This window comes from Stenotrophomonas sp. YJH_SMC_43 (assembly GCF_059372535.1).
Genome location: NZ_JCAFVQ010000003.1, coordinates 557,479 through 573,467, shown reverse-complemented (window position 1 = coordinate 573,467; position 15,989 = coordinate 557,479). Strand labels below are relative to the sequence as shown.

Genomic DNA, 15,989 nt, shown 5'->3' with positions numbered 1-15,989 from the left:
CTTCGGTCATGCGGGGTATGTGTTCCCGCTCAGCGCCTGTTCCACCCGCTGTTCCAGCGCGTCTGCATCATGGCCGCGTTTGCCCTGCAGGCTGAGATACAGCGAAAGGGGGTCAACCACATCGCCGATGCTGGTGAATGCCGGCGGATAGGCCCAGATCTGCAGCCGTGCGCTCTGGACGCAGTCCGGGCCGGGCATGGGAAGTGCACCCAGCAACCGCCACGCATCGATGTGCAGCGCGCGGGTGCCGCCGATCGCGGGCGGTGACGTGTCAGCAAGCGCATCGAGGCCCGCCGTCGGCGCCGGGTGCCCGGCATCGCGGAGCGCCTCGGCGGTCGGGCCCCAGCAGACATCCACTTCCTTCAGGATGGGGGAACGCAGGAACGGCTGCGCCCTGGCCCAGACCTCGTCGCGGTTGCCGGCCAGCTTCAGGAAGCGCTCGCGGCCACCGGTGGAGCGTTCAACCAGGCCGCGACCAACCAGTTCGGCAGACAGGCGCGACGCCGTCATCGAGGTGTAGCCGGCGGCAGCACTGATCTCGCGCGGCGACCACCAGCGCGACTGGCCGCTCAGCAGCACGTGGATCAGCACGGCCTGCGCCGAAGGCAGCAGCGAGATGGCCTTCTTCTCATGATCAGGGTCGTCGCGGAACTCAATGGCCAGGCTGGGCGCGAACAACTGGGTGTGCGGGACGACGAAGTCGATGTGGTTCTCGACCAGGAAGCGGCGCTGGGTCGGCGTGAGATAGGGCGAGACGTACAGCACCAGTGCATTCGCAGCAGAGCGCAGGCAGCGTACATCCTGGATCACACGGGTGCTGGATTCGCCGGGCTCGCGGGCCACGGCGAGCATGGCGGGGGTTTCCCCGTACAGCATCAGTCCGGCGAGGTGGTAGCGCGATGCCATTGCGTGGGGAATGGCGTGCAATGAAGCAAGTGGATGCACTGCCGAGGCCAGCCCGGGGAGAATCCTGCGCAGGTACCGCTGCGCGTCAGCGACCAGGTCGGTCAGGCCGGTGCGAACTGCCGTCGTCATCTCGTACTTCCCTTGCGGCGGCACGTCCGGAGGGTCGGAACCCGGCCACATCGCCACATTCAGTGGTGAACCTGGAGACGGGTGTGCAGCGTCGGGGCGCGTGGCGATCCATGCGGTCCTGCTCCTTAGCCGTCATGACATCAAGTGTTGCCGGGAACCTTGGAGATTCCGTCGAAAAACGATGGAGATTGGGTGGAGGTGGTGTGCATCGTGGCCGGCGGACTCCCCTTCCGCCGGCCACGAGCACGGACATGCCCGTCAGAAGCGCTGGGAGTACTTCACGTACACGGTGCGGCCGATATCGAAGCCGCCGTAGTAGGGGAAGGAGCTGGACGGCTTGGAGAACATGATCGGGCCCTGGTGGTTGAACACGTTGTTCGAACCCAGCGCCACGGTACCGTCCCAAGGCAGCCTGTAGCTGACCTGGATGTCATGGAAGGCATTGGAGCCCACCTTGCGCAGAGCATCCGGTTCTCCGTAGGCGTAGCGATCGGGCAGCGAGCACGGACGGTTCGGCACGCAGCTTTCGGCCATGCCGGAGTAGTAGCGCACCGTGTACTGCGTGCTGAAGTTGCCAAGCTGCCAGTTCACACCCAGGTTCGAGCGCAAGCGGAAGATGCCCGGCCGGCCGATCCGGCCCATCATGATGGTGTCGCCGGCCGAGTTCTGGTTCTCCTCGTCGTACTTGGAGACATAGCTGTTCTGCAGGTCGATGGTGAAGCGGCCGAACGAGAACTCGGGCAGGCGGTAGTGGATGCCCAAGTCCCAGCCTTCGGTTTCCATCGAGCCCAGGTTGGCCAGGCCGTAGAACATGCTGGTGATGTGGCCATCGCCAGCGCGCTTGATGCTGCCACAGCGCGAGGAATTGCCCAGCACGTAGCAGTCACGCAGGATGCGGTCGACGCTGTCCTCGATGATCATGTTGGTGATCTTGTAGCTGTACCAGTCGAGGTTGATGTCCAGGCCATCGACCCAGCGCGGGCTCCAGACCACGCCCACGGTCTTGCTCTTGGACTCTTCCGGTCGCAGCTTCGCGTTGGAGCCGGTGGTGAATTCGTCGGGCGTGGCACACGGATAGCTGGCACAGGGCTTCAGGCTCTGGTTCAGCTGCTGGTAGCCCAGCGGGACGCCGGCAGCGTTGCAGGCAGCGTTGCCGTTGACGCTGTTGGTGGCGCCGGTGCCGCAGGGATCGACATAGGTTTCGAAGCTGGTCCCCATTCCACCATACAGGTCGGAGATGCTCGGGGCGCGGAAGCCTTCGGCGAAAGTGCCGCGGATCATCAATTCCTCGATCGGGCGCCAGGCGAAGCTGGCCTTGGAATTGGTGGTGTTGCCGAAGTTGCTGTAGTCGGAATAGCGCGTGGCCAGGTTCACGGTCAGTTCCTTGGCGAACGGCAGGTCACGCAGCACCGGCACGTTCACTTCGGCGAAGAACTCATTGAGACTGTACTCACCCGAGGTGGTGGATGCGCCCAGTGCCGTGCTCTGGCGCGACTGGGCAAAGGCGTCGGGCACGAAGCGGCCTTCTTCCTTGCGGTACTGGTAACCCAGAGCGACGGACAGGTCACCGGCAGGCAGTTCGATCACTGGCCCGGAGATATTGGCGAAATAGCTGCGGGTCTTGGTGATGCCGGTATCGTTGAACGTCGGGAACAAGAAGCGCTGCAGTTCGGGATCGGAGAGAGAGCCAGCCCCCGCGACACCGTATGGCAGCAAAGGATTCCAGGCCAGGCAGCCCGTGACCGGCGATGCCGCCGTGCCACACCGGGCCACACCGTTGGCATCGAGGTAGGAGGGCCCCAATGCCTGCCGGGAAGCGATCAGGCTCATGTCGCCACGGCCTGTTTTTGTGACTTCATTGCGGTTGAACAGCGCACCGACTTCCCAGTCGTACGTCTTGGCGCCCAGTTCGAAGTAGCCGGACAGGCTTGGTGCAATGCGCAGCGACTTCAGCTTGCTTTCGGTCGTGCGCGGCACTTCCCACAGGCGGCGATTGAACGCGATGCCATGGTCGAGCGGATTGAATACGCTGGCTGCGTCCAGGGGCGTGCCGAACTTGGTCGACTGGTACGGGTAGCCCGCGATCTGCTGGTCGGTGGTGCGCTCGTTGTAGCCGATGTCGGCGGCGAACTTGATCTGGTCGGTCAGCGCGTAGTCCGTGCTGAGGAACAGCGAGCGACGCTCGATGCCGGTCTGCAGGTGCATCTGGTCGCTGCCGTTGGCGAACTCGGCCGGCGTGATCGGGTGGTAGTCGTTCGGATTCTTCGGGTCGCCGCCACGGTTGAGCGTCTTGAACACCGCGTCACCGGTGTTGCACTTGTAGAGCGCCGGGTCGCACCACGAACCGTTCTGGCTGATGTTGCTCCAGTCTGCGCCCGGGTAGTTGGGGCCGGCGCCGCCGTACCGGGAGAACTCGCGGTCGCGGGCAAATACCGGGTCCGACTTCTGGTATTCCAGTGCGAGGGTGTATCCGCCACGTTCTCCACGGGCGCCGGTCACCAGCGAAAACGTGCTGTCCTTGCCATCGCCCTGGCTGAACTGCCCGTGCTGCATGGACACTTCCAGCCCTTCGTAGTTCTTGCGGGTGATGATGTTGACCACGCCAGCAATCGCATCCGAACCGTACAGCGAGGAGGCGCCGTCCTTCAGGACATCGATGCGTTCCACCGCGCTCATCGGAATCTGGCTGAGATCCTGCAGGCCGCTGGTGGTCGCACCGAGGCGCTTGCCATTGACCAGCACCAGCGTGCGCGTGGCGCCCAGATTGCGGATGTCGACGTAGTAACCGCCGACATTTTCACCGGACGACAATGCGCGTGCGCGGGAGATCGCCGGCGCGCCCGTAGACGTCAAGTTCTGCAGCAGGTCGGCGATCGTGGTGAAGCCCTGCTGCTCGATCATCGTGCGGGTGATGGCGATGATCGGCTGCTGCGTTTCGATATCCACGCTGCGGATGGCAGAGCCGGTAACCTGGATGCGATCGAGGTTCTTCGGCGTCTTGTCGCCGTCATCCTGCGCATGCGCGGCCGGTGACCAGGCGGCGGCCAGGGCCGTGCCCACTGCCAGGGAAAGCAGGGTGTACTTGTAATGCATTTGGCTCTCTCCAAATCCAGTTGAATGGGTTTCCGCATAGCTGCGTGGAAACCGATCTGAAACTCCGCTGTGCGGAATCGGAAGGAACCTAACATTCCGTTTACAACTCGATTACGTTATGGACGCGTTATCGTCGCGCGCTGGATACAGCGTTCATGCACAAGCCATGCACGAAACCGCGACGCGCACCGGGGGTGCCCTGCTTCAGTCTGGCTGCGGGCCGATGACAGACTCCAGGAGACATCCGATGAATACCCCCGGTAAACCAAAACCCACGTGGAAGCAGTGGCATGTGCTGTTGCTGGTGCTTGCCATCGCACTGCTGGTGGCGCTGATCATCGTCATCGCGCCCTGGTGAATCGTAGGCGTTCTGCTCAGACGCCGTGAACGCGGAAATGCGATGGGATGAAGGAGTCAGGACGCGTTGAGGGTGGTGATGCATGCATCAATTCGTACTCACCCAACCGGCACATTCAAACCTCCACAGTGATCCCGAAGGCAACGCACTCGCGCTGTCATTCTCCATAGACCATCGAGCACACAGGAGCGATTCCATGAGCACCCAGTCCACCATCGAACATCGCCTCAACGACCTGATCGAGATTGCCCGGGACGGAAAGTCGTTCTACGAAGAAGCTGCGACCAAGGTGAAGGATGCCGAACTGTCGGCCCTGTTCACCCGCATTGCCGGCGTCAAGGGCCGCATCGTCGCCGCGTTGAGCAGTTCGGTCGCCGCCAGCGGCGGCAAGCCCGCCGAGCACGGCACCATGGTCGGGTCGATGCAGCAGTTCTACGGCAAGGTGCGCGCTGCATTCGGCGACACCAACTATGGTTACGTGGCCGAGCTGGAAGAGTCGGAAGACAGGCTGCTTGGCGCGTTCAAGGACGTGCTGAAGGACAACGAACTGCCGCCGGCCGTGCGCCAGGAAGTCACCCAGCTGCTGCCCGAAGTGCAGGAATGCCACAACGTGATGCGGGCGCGCAAGCACGCCATGAAGGCGGCCTGACGATCATCGGCGGCCTTCTCCCCGGGGCCGCCACGGTCGGGGCAGCGTGGCTGCCCCGGCCAACTTCGTAATCCGCGCTCCAGCGTCATCGCTGTGCGGGACTACGGCCCAGCAGCAACACCGCAAGGCTGGCCAGCAGCGCGGTAATGGCCGACGTCCACAGTGCACTGGCAAATCCGTGGCTGTAGATCGCCTGTGCGAAGGCCATGTTGCGCGCACCGGTGAAGGTGCCGGTAGCGATCGCATCGGCCATCGACAGTACATCGCGCGCGGGAACCACAGCCGACAGTGCGTTGCGGACGCCCAAGGTCAAGGCGCTGGACAGCATGGTGAATCCGAGCAGGATACCGACAAAGCGCGTGGTCGCGCTGATGCCGGAGGCCATGCCGGCCCGCTCGCGCGGTGCCGCGCCGATGATGGCTTTGGATGTCTCGCCATTGAGGATGCCGCCGCCGGCACCGATCACCACCATTGCGACGAATGCCAGCCAGGGCAGATGCTGCCACGCGGCCAGTCCGGCCACGGCATTGCCCGCGGCAGTGATCGACAGCCCGATCGCCAGCACCGCCGGACTGTTCAGATGGCGACCGAGCCGGCGGCCCACGCTGGGAAACAGCAGCATCGCCGCAGCGAACGGGAGCATGCCGGCACCCGCAGCCAGTACGCCCAAGCCGATGCCGTTCTGCAGGTACTGCGGCAGCATCGACGCCATCACCTGTGCGCTGACCGAATAGCCGACCATGGCAATGAGTGCGCCGACGAAACGTGGACTGGCCAGCAGCCCGAGATCGACCATGGGATGTGACCGTGCCCGTTCAACGAGGACGAAGGCGGCGGCCATGATGATGGCCAGGCCCAGCCCGCTCAGCGCCGGCGCCGATGACCATCCTTTTGCCAGTCCTTCGACCAGGAAGAACACGATGCCGAAGATGGCAACGCTGAAGGTGATGATGCCGGGCGGGTCGAGCGGGCGGACCGCGCTGTCGGACGACTCGGGTATCCAGCGCAGCGTGCCGTAGCCGAGCAGGCCCAGGAACGGCAGGATCGCAATGAACACCGCGCGCCAGCCCCAGAGCGCGGACAGCAGGCCGCCGATCAGTGGCGAGAGCACCATCATCACGCCCATGGCTGTGCCCCAGAACGCCCATGCAGTGTCTTTGGCGGCCCCCTGGTGGTAGGTGTGGCCGATGATCGACAGCGAGGGCGCCAGCAGGAAAGCAGCACCGATGCCCTGCAGTGCCCGCGCCAGGTAGAGCAGGGTGGCACCGGGCGCCAGTGCACAGAGCAGAGAAGTGAGGGCGAACAGGCTGATGCCGATCAGCAGCACCCGGCGGCGGCCGTAGCGGTCGGCGACAGCACCGGCGGGCAGCAGCAGTGAGGTGAAGGACAGGATGTAGGCACTGATCACCCACTCGATATCGGCGAATCCGGCGTGCAGGTCGCGCGCGATGCTGGGCAGTGCGACCGCCACGGCATTGGTCTCCAGCACGGTCATCGTGCAGCCCAGCGAGGCCACCAGCAGGATCGCGTCAGGCAGCGTGTGCCGTGCAGGCGAAGAGGGAGGGGAGGGCGGCACCGGTCACTCGCACGAAGAGAGGACCGCCATTCCAGCAATGATAGGTGTTTGTTTCATTCTCGGTGTTTTCTGGTTACGTTAGCTTGAACCTAACGAAATGCCGCCCATGGAACGCCGTCACCTGGAGTACTTCGTCACCTTGGCCGAGGAACTGCACTTCGGTCGCGCGGCCCTGCGGCTGGGGATCGCCACTCCCACGCTGAGCGTGCAGATCCAGGACATCGAGCGTCGCCTCGGCACGCGCCTGTTCGACCGCAGCCGGCGCGAAGTGCTGCTGACCTCCGCAGGCGAGGTGTTCCTGGCGGAAGCCCGCGATGTGCTGCGCCGGTTCGAACAGGCCGAAACCCTGGGCCGGCGCGCCGGGCGGGGTGAGATCGGCAAGATCGAGATCGGCTACGTCGGCTCGGCGCTGTATGCCGGTGCGTTGCAGGATCAGCTCAGCCGGTTCCGCAGCCGCTACCCGGGCGTGGAACTGCAGGTGAGCGAATGGCCGATGGGCGAGCTCCCGCAGCTGCTGCAGGAAGGTCGGGTGGATGTGGTGTTCTGCCGGCCTCCGATGGATGTACCCGACAGTTTCGGCGAACACACCCTGGTCGAAGACCAGTTCTGCGTGGCCCTGCCGGAAACCCATCCGCTGGCGCAGGCCCGCGCGCCGGTACAGCCGGCGTCATTGGCCCGGGAAAGCTTCGTCATGCCGGAGCAGCCGGTGGGCGCAATGGAAGTCGGGCGCCGCGGCGGGTTCATTCCACGTATCCGTTCCCAGCCCGGGCATCTGGCGGCGGTGTTGGCCGAGGTGTCGGTCGGCGTTGGTTCGGTGGCGATCGTGCCATCGGTACTGCAACGCACGCTGGTGCTGCCCGGAATGATCTATCTGCCACTGGCCGGCCCCACCATCGTCTCGACCATCGCTGTGCAGTACCGGCGGGCGGAGACCTCGCCTGTGGTGCGACGGCTGATCGAGCAGGTGAAGGAGACGCCGTGCCGGCGCATCGACATGTTGCCCCTGGCCTGAGCGCCGCGCGGCAGGTGGACGATTGCTACACTTGCGCCACCTGCATTCGCATTCGATGGACATCATGAACAACGGGAACGGTCCGCAGACAGTTCGCTGAGCCGCAACAACGATGCAGACGTTGTTGCGGTGATCATCCCTGCGATGCACGCGAAGTGGATGGATCACCGCCGGATTCACTCTGGGCGGAGACTCCCCATGTTCAATCGACAGGCCCCGCGTTGGGCCCACCCGCTGCCATCGGCCATTGTGCTGATGGCGCCGTTCGACCTCCTGGCCTCGCTGGCCATGGATATCTATCTTCCTGTGGTGCCGGTGATGCCGCGGGCACTGCAGACATCACCGACGGTGGTGCAGCTGACGTTGAGCATCTACCTGCTGGTGCTCGGCCTGGGCCAGTTGCTGTTCGGCCCGTTGTCCGACCGCATCGGGCGGCGGCCGGTCCTGTTGCCGGGGGCGTTGCTGTTCGCGCTTTCGTCGTTTGCGCTGGCCATGTCCAGCAGCGGCGCAGCATTCCTGGCCTGGCGGACCGTACAGGCGGTGGGGGCGTCGGCGGCATTGGTGGCGACCTTTGCCACGGTCCGTGACGTGTATGCCGATACACCCGAAGGTGCGTCGCTGTATGGGCTGTTCGCCTCGATGCTGGCCTTCGTGCCGGCACTGGGACCGATCCTCGGCGCACTGCTGGCAGGCGCGGTTGGCTGGCGCGCGATCTTCGTTCTGCTCGGCGCACTGGGCATGATCGCCGGCATGCGCGCGGTACGGCATTGGCAGGAAACCCGCCCGCGGTGCCATGACGCGTCGCGACCGGCGGTACGACGCATCCTCGGCAGCGGCGCGTTCTGGGTCTACACGCTGGGCTTCAGTGCGGGCATGGGCACGTTCTTCGTGTTCTTCTCGGTCGCGCCCCGGCTGCTGGTCGGGCGCATGCAGTACTCGCCCCTGTCGTTCAGCCTTGCCTTCGCCACGGTGGCGCTGGTGATGATCGTCACGGCGCGGATGGCGCACGTGTGCATTGCCCGCTGGAACGTGCGCGGTACCTTCCTGCGCGGCCTGTGGGTGATGGTGGCCGGGGTGCTGCTGATGGCGTTGGCCGCAGCGTGGCCTCCCTCGTTCATCGCGGTGGTGCTGCCCATGTGGGGCATCGCGGTGGGGCTGGTGATGGTGGTTTCGGTGGCCGCAAGCGGCGCGCTGCGTGATTTCGCCGATGCGTCGGGTACGGCGGTGGCTCTGTACTACGCGGTGCAGAGCCTGATCGTGGCAGGCATCGGCACGCTGGTTACCCTGGTGCTGCCCGGCGATACCGTGTGGCCGCTGGTGGCCTACGGGTTGCTGCTGCCACTTGCCAGCCTGGCAGGTACCGCCGCGCTGCGGCACCGCACATAGCGCTGGATGGCGGGCAAAAAAAAGGGGGCGGCCGCGAGGCCGCCCCAACCCGTCAAGAGAACACGTGTTTAGAAGCGGACGGACCAGCGTGCAGTGGCGCCATGGTCGCGGCTTTCACTGCCGAACTGACCGCTGTAGCCCAGCTCCAGCTGCTGCCGCGGGGTCAGCCACGCCGCCAGGCCCAGCTCGGCCACGACGGCGTTGTCGGCAATCGGAGCACCCTCGACCGCGAACGTGGTGCTGCTGTTGGCAAAGGCGAGGTTGGCCACCTGGCTGCGGTCGCCGGAGGCACGGCGGTAGCCGACACCGCCACGCAGGTGCAACCAGCTGTCCTGCTGGAACGATGCCTTCAGACCCTTGTCGAAGCGGAGACCAGCGGTGGCGATGGTGGTGCCGGTGTCGTCCACCTTGCCGTGCAGTGCCGCCGCGCCGCCACGCTCGTTGATCTGCTTCAGGTCCACTTCCACGCGGGCGACCTGCAGGTACGGCTCCAGCCCACCTTCCGCATTGCCGAAACGGTAGCCCGCTTCGATGAAGGCCTGGCGTGTATGTGCGTTGTAGCGCGCGCTCAGGCTGTCGCTGAAGCCTGCGAAGGCAACATCACGCGTGCTCTTCACTTCATTGCGGCTCCATGCCACGCCACCGCGCAGGCCGAACCCGCCCCAGGTGTGGCTGGCGTAGGCGCCGAAGTGCGTGTTGTCGATCTTCGACTTGGCACGACGCTCCTGCTGCTTCACGTCGGTGCGGCCGGTACCGGCCAGCACGCCGATCTGCCAGCCACCGAACTCGCGGTCGATGCCGACCAGCAGGCCATTGCTGTTGGCGTCAGTGCGCGCGGTGTTGCTGTTGCCATCCAGCTTGCTGTTGCCGCCCAGCGCCTGCACCCAGGCACCGGTGGCATCACCCGTATCGGATCCCGGTGCGGCTGCACCGGCACGGCGTGACAGTGCGGCATCGCGCACATGGCGGCTGCCCTCGACCAGGGCCAGTGCCGTGGCCGGATGCAGCTCGCCGCTGAGGCCATCGAGCACGCCACCGACCTGTTGCGGGAACAGTTGGGTCAGCGGCTTGGGCAGGCCCTGGTTGATTGCCAGTCCATCGGCCGCCGCCGCGGCCGCACGCTGGTTCGGCGTGGCGGCGGCACTGGCGAGCGACGCACCACGGGCCACGTCGATGCGGGTGCCATTGGCACCGTAAGCCAGGCTGAACTGCAGGAACGGCGAGAACGCGCTGAAGTCGGTTTTCGCGAACTGGCCGCTGACACCGCCGTCGGCGCGGATGAAATTGAACTGCTCGCCGAGGTAGTAGGTACCCGGCTCCGGCAGTGCGATCAGGGTGCCGCCGAGGGTGGCGGTGCCGGTCACGTGCAGCTGGTCACTGCGCCCGCCCGGAGCAAGTTCGGCAGCATAGACGCCGGTTGCACCCTGTACGTAGTTGCCGTTGATGGTCAGCGTGCCGATCGAATTGCCGGGCGCGATGATGCCGTCGACGTGGGTGCTGCCGAGCGTACCGACACCCTTCAGCAGGCCGTTGGCACCGACCGTGGTGGTGCCGCCGGTCTGCGTGCCGTTGAAGGACACCACGCCACCGTTGACGGTCAGGTTGCTGTCCTTCAGCAGGCCGCTGCTGCTGACCGTGCTCACGCCCCCGGTGGTGTTCAGCGCGGTGGAGACCAGGCTGCCATTGAGCAGGAACTGGCCACCCTGGACCTCGACCGCAGACGTGAGCGTGTTGGCGCCATTCAATTCCAGCGTACCGTCCTGCAGTACCGCGCCGTTGAAAGTGTTGTCACCGCTCAGGCGCAGCCAGCCGATGCCGGACTTGGTCAGCTTGCCGGGGCCACCGATGTCGTTGGTCCAGTCGTCCCAGGCATCGCCTTCCCAGACCTTCAGGCCACCGGCCTTCTGGTTCATCACCACGTTGGTATCCACGCGCAGCGAGCCGTAGCCTTCGATGGCCTTGCGCAGGTCCATCAGGCCCCAGCCATAGACATCATCGATGCCCGGTGCGCCAAGATCGCGCGCGGTGGTCAGCAGTACGTCGCGCACCTGGGCGCTGTCCAGATAAGGGAAGCGTTCGAACAACAGGCCCAGTGCACCGGTGACGTGCGGTGCGGCCATCGAGGTGCCGCTCAGGTTCCCGTAGGCATACGTTGGGGCCTGGCCGGAGACCTCGAGGATCACATTCCCATTGTCCTCGCGGGGGCTGGCATCGATGACCGAATCTTCGCCATAGACGGTCGAATTGATGTTCGAACCAGGCGCGGCCAGGCACCAGTTCGCGGCCAGGCCGCAGCGCATCGAGCGATTGCTCAGCTCCAGCGCCTGGTTGACGTTGACTACGGCCAACCAGTACGGCTCGACGTCAGTGAATTCGCGTGGCATCGATGCATACATGCCCGCGATCGGCGCCTGCTCTGGCGAGGGATTGACCGAGTCGGTGTTTCCCGCAGCCCATACCTGGATCAGGCCGCGGGTACGTGAGCCTTCTGCTATCGCGCCGAGGCTGTCCGCAAGATCCGGATGCGACAGATAGAAGTCGAGCTTCTCGGCAGTGTCCGGTTCGTTGGTCAGGCCCCAACTGTGGTTGACTGCGCGGACGTGCTGTTCGTTGAGCTGTGCGTATAGCTGCGGGAAGATCGAGTCGGAGGCTCCCAGCCCGGCAACCGATTTACTGTCCAGATACAGTCCGCCATTGCGCTCGACGACGGTCAGGTAGTTCACGCTGTTGGCAAACAGGCGGGCCACGGTGAGGTCCGCCCCGAACGCGACGCCGTGCATTCCGTTGCCGTCGCGGTTGGCGGCGATGGTTCCGGATACGTGGGTGCCGTGCACGTTGTAGCCCGGGCCCTCGAAGTAGCCGTTGCGATTGAGCAGGTCCCTGTAGGCCGGATCAATGAGGGTGTAATCGATGGCGACCTGATTGCCGTCACTGGTGAAGCAGGCATCCGGGCCGGCAAGTACCTCGCTTCCGCACAGGCTGCCATCGGCCAACACATCGGCCAGACGGAGGCTGCGATGGTTCTTCCCGGCGAACTCCGGATGGTCCAGGCCGGTGCCGCTGTCGAACACACCCAGGCGGATGCCGGTACCGGTCAGGCCCCGCGCATAGGCGTGGTCCGCGTTGGTCGCGGCCAGGCCCCAGTCGGCATTGAATTCGTCCGTACGCCAGCTGGCTGGATCGCCCGGATTGCCGAGGGTCGTCGTGCTGCTGGCCGCCGCTGCGGGGGCTGCAATCGGCAACGGGGTGGTTGCGGACGGGATCGCCGCAGTGGCCGGTTGTGCCCACGCCGCCTGCAGTTGGCGCTGTTGTTGCCAGACCTCGAATGAGTCGTTGGCCATCGCGGGCAACGTGCTGGCAAGCAGCAATGTGCTGGTGACCGCCAGCGCGAGGCGGCTGTGCATCGGAGAACGGGAGCGGGACGACCGGCCGTGCAGCGGGTGATTCATCGGACAACTTCCTTGATTGACGGACAACAAGGCCGTTAACCCCGCAGCGCGCCGATCACCCCCAGTGGTGTGAAGGAAATTTAATGAACAGGTTAATGTTTCGTGACGCACCTGTTCACTCCATCCCCGGGAAACCCCGCTACCGTGGCCCGGCCTGGGCTCACCAGGCTTATCAAGGAGTGATGTCGATGCGTACTTTCAGGAAAATGATCGTAGGTGCCGTGTTCGCCTTGGCCTGCAGCGGTTCGGTTGCTGTGGCCGGGCCGATTCCGCCATGCGATCTTCCCTGTTGGAAGGCTTACCAGGCCTGTTTGTCCGGTGGCGGTGATGCGATGGAATGCCAGTACGAATACGATCGTTGCGTCATGGATCGCTGCGGCGCTGTGTAAGCAGTGGCAATGCAGGACTGATGACGAGCCCCGTCACCGACGGGGCTCTTCTGTTTCAGCGCAGCCCGCTTGCAGGCCATGCACGCAGCGGCGAGGATGGGGAATCGCATCGGAGCCGCTGCACATGGCCGTCAAACGTGTCGTCGCCAACATCGCCACGCCTGATCCTGCGCGTGCCGCAGTGTTCTATGGCGAGCTGCTGGGCATGCCGGTGGTGATGGACCACGGCTGGATCGTCACCCACGGCGGCGAGGGCAGCGCGCTGGCGCAGGTCAGCTTTGCCAGTGAAGGGGGGTCCGGCACCGCAGTGCCGGATCTGTCGATCGAAGTGGACAATCTGCAGCAGGTACTGGAGCGCATGCGCGCGGCCGGCATCCCGCTGGAATATGGCCCGGCCGATGAGCCCTGGGGCGTGCGTCGCTTCTTCGTCCGTGACCCGTTCGGGCGGTTGTTGAACATCCTCGCCCATACCTGAGCGACAGACGGTTCGTCAGCGCCGCTTTGCACCGGCCGGTGGCACGCCGACCATGCGCAGGCAATCGGCCTGCACGGCTTCGATGAACGCATCGGCATCCTGTGCCGGTGTGGCGATCAGGTCGTCGGTAGCGCCGTGCACGCCGGCGTAGATCAACGAGGCGGTAACCTGCGGCGCCGGAAGCTGCCACAGACCGGCGGCGTTGCCCGCTTCGAGGATGCCCAGCAGCTGCTGCTGGATTGCATTGCGTTCGGCGTTGCCGCGCTGGTGGTGATGATGGTTGGCGTACACCACGTCGTGCAGTGCATGGGTGCGCACGTAAAGTTCGATGTTGGCGCGGATCCAGGCGCGCAGGCGTGCTACGCCATCGCCGACGGGGTGCTGCTGCACGGCCTGGTCGACCGCTTCCATGAACTGCCGCGTGTAGCGCTGCGCCAGCGCCTGCAGGATCTCGGTGCGCGAGGCGAAGTAGGTATAGAAGGTGCCCTTGGCCACATCAGCCGCGGCGACGATGTCGCTGATGGTGGTGGCGTCCACTCCCTTTGACAGGAACAGTGCCTGCGCGGCGTCCATCAGTTCTTCCTGGCGGGTTTCCGCAGGCTTGGTGCGAGGCCTGGCGACAGCTGGGGTCTGCATGGTGGGCAAGGTCCGGGTGCGACGGTGGCCATTCTAGCTGTCCTTCGGCATTGACTGACCGCCAGTCATTGACCGACGGTCAGTCAGTGGCTACGATGCGCGCACGTCCTCCCCGGGATCCACACATGCAGCGTTTCCAACGTCCGGCCCTGGTGTTGGCCGCCTACCTCGGCACATTTCTCGCCTCGCTGGACATCAGCATCGTCAACGTCGCCCTGCCGACCCTGCAGCAGGCGTTGCACACCGACATGGCCGGCCTGCAATGGGTGATCAACGCCTACGCGATCGCGTTGTCGGCGTTGATGCTGTCGGCGGGGCCGCTTGGGGATCGTTACGGTCATCGGCGGATGTGGCTGCTCAGCGTCGCCACCTTCACGCTGGGGTCCCTGCTGTGCGCTTGTGCCGGCAATCTTGGAACCCTGGTGGCCGGGCGCGCAGTGCAGGGCATCGCGGGCGCATTGTTGATTCCCGCCGCAATGCCGATCCTCAGCCATGCGTTTCCCGATGCGCGCCAACGTGCACGTGCGATCGGTGGCTGGTCCGCGTTCAGTGCGCTGGCCCTGGTGCTTGGCCCGCTGCTGGGCGGCGTGCTGGTGCAGCGCGCCGGATGGCCCAGCATCTTCCTGATCAACCTGCCGTTGGGCCTGCTCGCGCTGGCGCTGGGCGTCTGGGGAATTCCGGAGCGGCGGCATCCGCAGCACGCCGCACTGGACCCCGCCGGGCAGCTGCTCAGCATCGTCGCGCTGGGTGCGCTGAGCTATGGCCTGATCGCGATCGGCGAGCATGGCCTGCTGGCGCCGGTGACCCTGCTGGCGCTGGGCGTCGCAGCCGCCGGACTGATCCTGTTCGGCATCGTTGAACGCCGGGTTGTACGCCCATTGCTGCCGCTGGACCTGTTTGCCGACCGCCGCTTCGGCATGTTCAACCTGGCATCGTTCGTGCTGGGCTTCACTGCCTATGCCAGCCTGTTCTTCCTGTCGCTGTTCTTCCAGCAGGCGCAGGGCCACAGCGCTGCGCAGGCCGGCTCCCAGCTGGCTCCGCAGTTCCTGTTGATGGGGGTCGTCTCGCTGTTGTTCGGTCGTCTGGTCGCCCACCTCGGGCTGCATGCCGCGCTGGTGCTGGGCTACGCCCTGGCCGGAATAGCGCTGTGCGCGATGGCCACGTTCGAACCGGCTACGTCGCGCGCTTTTGCCAGCGCTGTGCTGGTGCTGCTTGGCATTGGCATGGGGCTGGCAGTGCCGGCAACCGGCATGGCGGTCATGGCCAGCGCGCCGGTCGAGCGCGCGGGTATCGCCTCAGCCACGATGAACGCGTTACGCCAGGCAGGCATGAGCCTGGGCATCGCGCTGCTGGGCAGCTTGATGGGCCAGCGCGCCGTGCAGCACTTCGCCGTTTCCGCGCAGGCGGCCGGGCAGCGGGGGCTGGTGGTACAGGCGCGCGAACTGATCCTGCAACCAAGCTCGATGCACGCCACGCCGCAGACACTGGCGTGGTATCGCAGTGCGATGGCCAGTGGTTTCGGCTGGGCGATGGCTGTGGCCGGTGCGCTGGTCCTGCTTGCTGCGCTGGGTCTGTATCGCCAGCGCGCACCGGCCTGACGCGCAGCGTTCAGCCCTGCTGGCGTTGCGGGCCCTCTGCCGTGCGTTCGATCTCGTGTGGCTGCTGTTGCTGCTGTTGCTGCTGGCGCGCATTGGCGTGGCGAGCGTGCCCACCTTCACGACCGATCGTGGCCATATGCTGGCGGTTGCGGCTGATCGCCTCGCCGCCCTTGCGGCCTGCGACACGTGCTTCGGCCGGACTGAATTCATGCGCGTTGCCGGAGGCATGTGCGGCACGCCCGCCCTTGGCAGCGATCGCGCGCTGCTTGTCCTGGTCCATTGATGCGAAGCCCCGGTTGGAGCTGCGCGGGTTCTGCTCAGTCATGTGAAATC

The 15,989-nt window shown here is 65.3% G+C and carries 12 protein-coding genes; 6 read left to right on the top strand and 6 right to left on the bottom strand.

What is annotated here, in order from left to right:
- Positions 1-6: 6 nt before the first annotated feature.
- Positions 7-1,035 carry an IclR family transcriptional regulator gene (locus tag AC5QAH_RS14750; protein ID WP_049453022.1) on the bottom strand — a complete coding sequence of 343 codons (1,029 nt, stop codon included), beginning with the start codon at positions 1,033-1,035 and terminating at the stop codon, positions 7-9.
- A gap of 258 nt (positions 1,036-1,293) precedes the next feature.
- On the bottom strand, positions 1,294-4,128 hold the full coding sequence (locus tag AC5QAH_RS14745; RefSeq protein WP_495232424.1) for a TonB-dependent receptor domain-containing protein: 2,835 nt from the start codon (positions 4,126-4,128) through the stop codon (positions 1,294-1,296).
- A gap of 554 nt (positions 4,129-4,682) precedes the next feature.
- Between AC5QAH_RS14745 and AC5QAH_RS14740 the strand changes: the two genes are divergently transcribed.
- Complete coding sequence (locus AC5QAH_RS14740) at positions 4,683-5,135, top strand: PA2169 family four-helix-bundle protein (protein ID WP_010481259.1); 453 nt, start codon at positions 4,683-4,685, stop codon at positions 5,133-5,135.
- Positions 5,136-5,220: 85 nt separating this feature from the next.
- Here the strand turns inward: AC5QAH_RS14740 and AC5QAH_RS14735 are convergent, their stop codons facing one another.
- Positions 5,221-6,711, bottom strand: coding sequence for an MFS transporter (locus AC5QAH_RS14735; protein ID WP_049452899.1), 1,491 nt, complete (start codon positions 6,709-6,711; stop codon positions 5,221-5,223).
- A 106-nt stretch (positions 6,712-6,817) separates the two neighbouring features.
- Here AC5QAH_RS14735 and AC5QAH_RS14730 point away from each other — a divergent pair, with 106 nt between their 5' ends.
- The gene (locus AC5QAH_RS14730; protein WP_049453021.1) at positions 6,818-7,723 is read left to right on the top strand and encodes a LysR family transcriptional regulator; all 906 of its coding nucleotides are present in this window, start codon (positions 6,818-6,820) and stop codon (positions 7,721-7,723) included.
- Between the two features lie 198 nt (positions 7,724-7,921).
- Entirely contained in the window at positions 7,922-9,109 is a 1,188-nt protein-coding gene (gene cml, locus AC5QAH_RS14725) for a CmlA/FloR family chloramphenicol efflux MFS transporter (protein ID WP_049452896.1), read from the top strand.
- Between the two features lie 68 nt (positions 9,110-9,177).
- On the opposite strand, the gene AC5QAH_RS14720 is transcribed toward cml, so the two are convergent.
- A complete protein-coding gene (locus AC5QAH_RS14720; protein ID WP_043397550.1) occupies positions 9,178-12,558 on the bottom strand; it encodes an autotransporter domain-containing protein in 3,381 nt (1,126 codons plus the stop codon).
- A 188-nt stretch (positions 12,559-12,746) separates the two neighbouring features.
- On the opposite strand from AC5QAH_RS14720, the gene AC5QAH_RS14715 reads away from it, so the two are divergent.
- A complete protein-coding gene (locus AC5QAH_RS14715; RefSeq protein WP_029550896.1) occupies positions 12,747-12,947 on the top strand; it encodes a hypothetical protein in 201 nt (66 codons plus the stop codon).
- Between the two features lie 124 nt (positions 12,948-13,071).
- A complete protein-coding gene (locus tag AC5QAH_RS14710) occupies positions 13,072-13,422 on the top strand; it encodes a VOC family protein (RefSeq protein WP_010481265.1) in 351 nt (116 codons plus the stop codon).
- Between the two features lie 15 nt (positions 13,423-13,437).
- Here the strand turns inward: AC5QAH_RS14710 and AC5QAH_RS14705 are convergent, their stop codons facing one another.
- The gene (locus AC5QAH_RS14705; RefSeq protein ID WP_029379742.1) at positions 13,438-14,058 is read right to left on the bottom strand and encodes a TetR/AcrR family transcriptional regulator; all 621 of its coding nucleotides are present in this window, start codon (positions 14,056-14,058) and stop codon (positions 13,438-13,440) included.
- A gap of 125 nt (positions 14,059-14,183) precedes the next feature.
- Here AC5QAH_RS14705 and AC5QAH_RS14700 point away from each other — a divergent pair, with 125 nt between their 5' ends.
- Entirely contained in the window at positions 14,184-15,656 is a 1,473-nt protein-coding gene (locus tag AC5QAH_RS14700) for an MFS transporter (protein ID WP_100446793.1), read from the top strand.
- Positions 15,657-15,666: 10 nt separating this feature from the next.
- On the opposite strand, the gene AC5QAH_RS14695 is transcribed toward AC5QAH_RS14700, so the two are convergent.
- The gene (locus AC5QAH_RS14695) at positions 15,667-15,981 is read right to left on the bottom strand and encodes a KGG domain-containing protein (RefSeq protein WP_071305900.1); all 315 of its coding nucleotides are present in this window, start codon (positions 15,979-15,981) and stop codon (positions 15,667-15,669) included.
- Between the last annotated feature and the right edge of the window lie 8 nt (positions 15,982-15,989).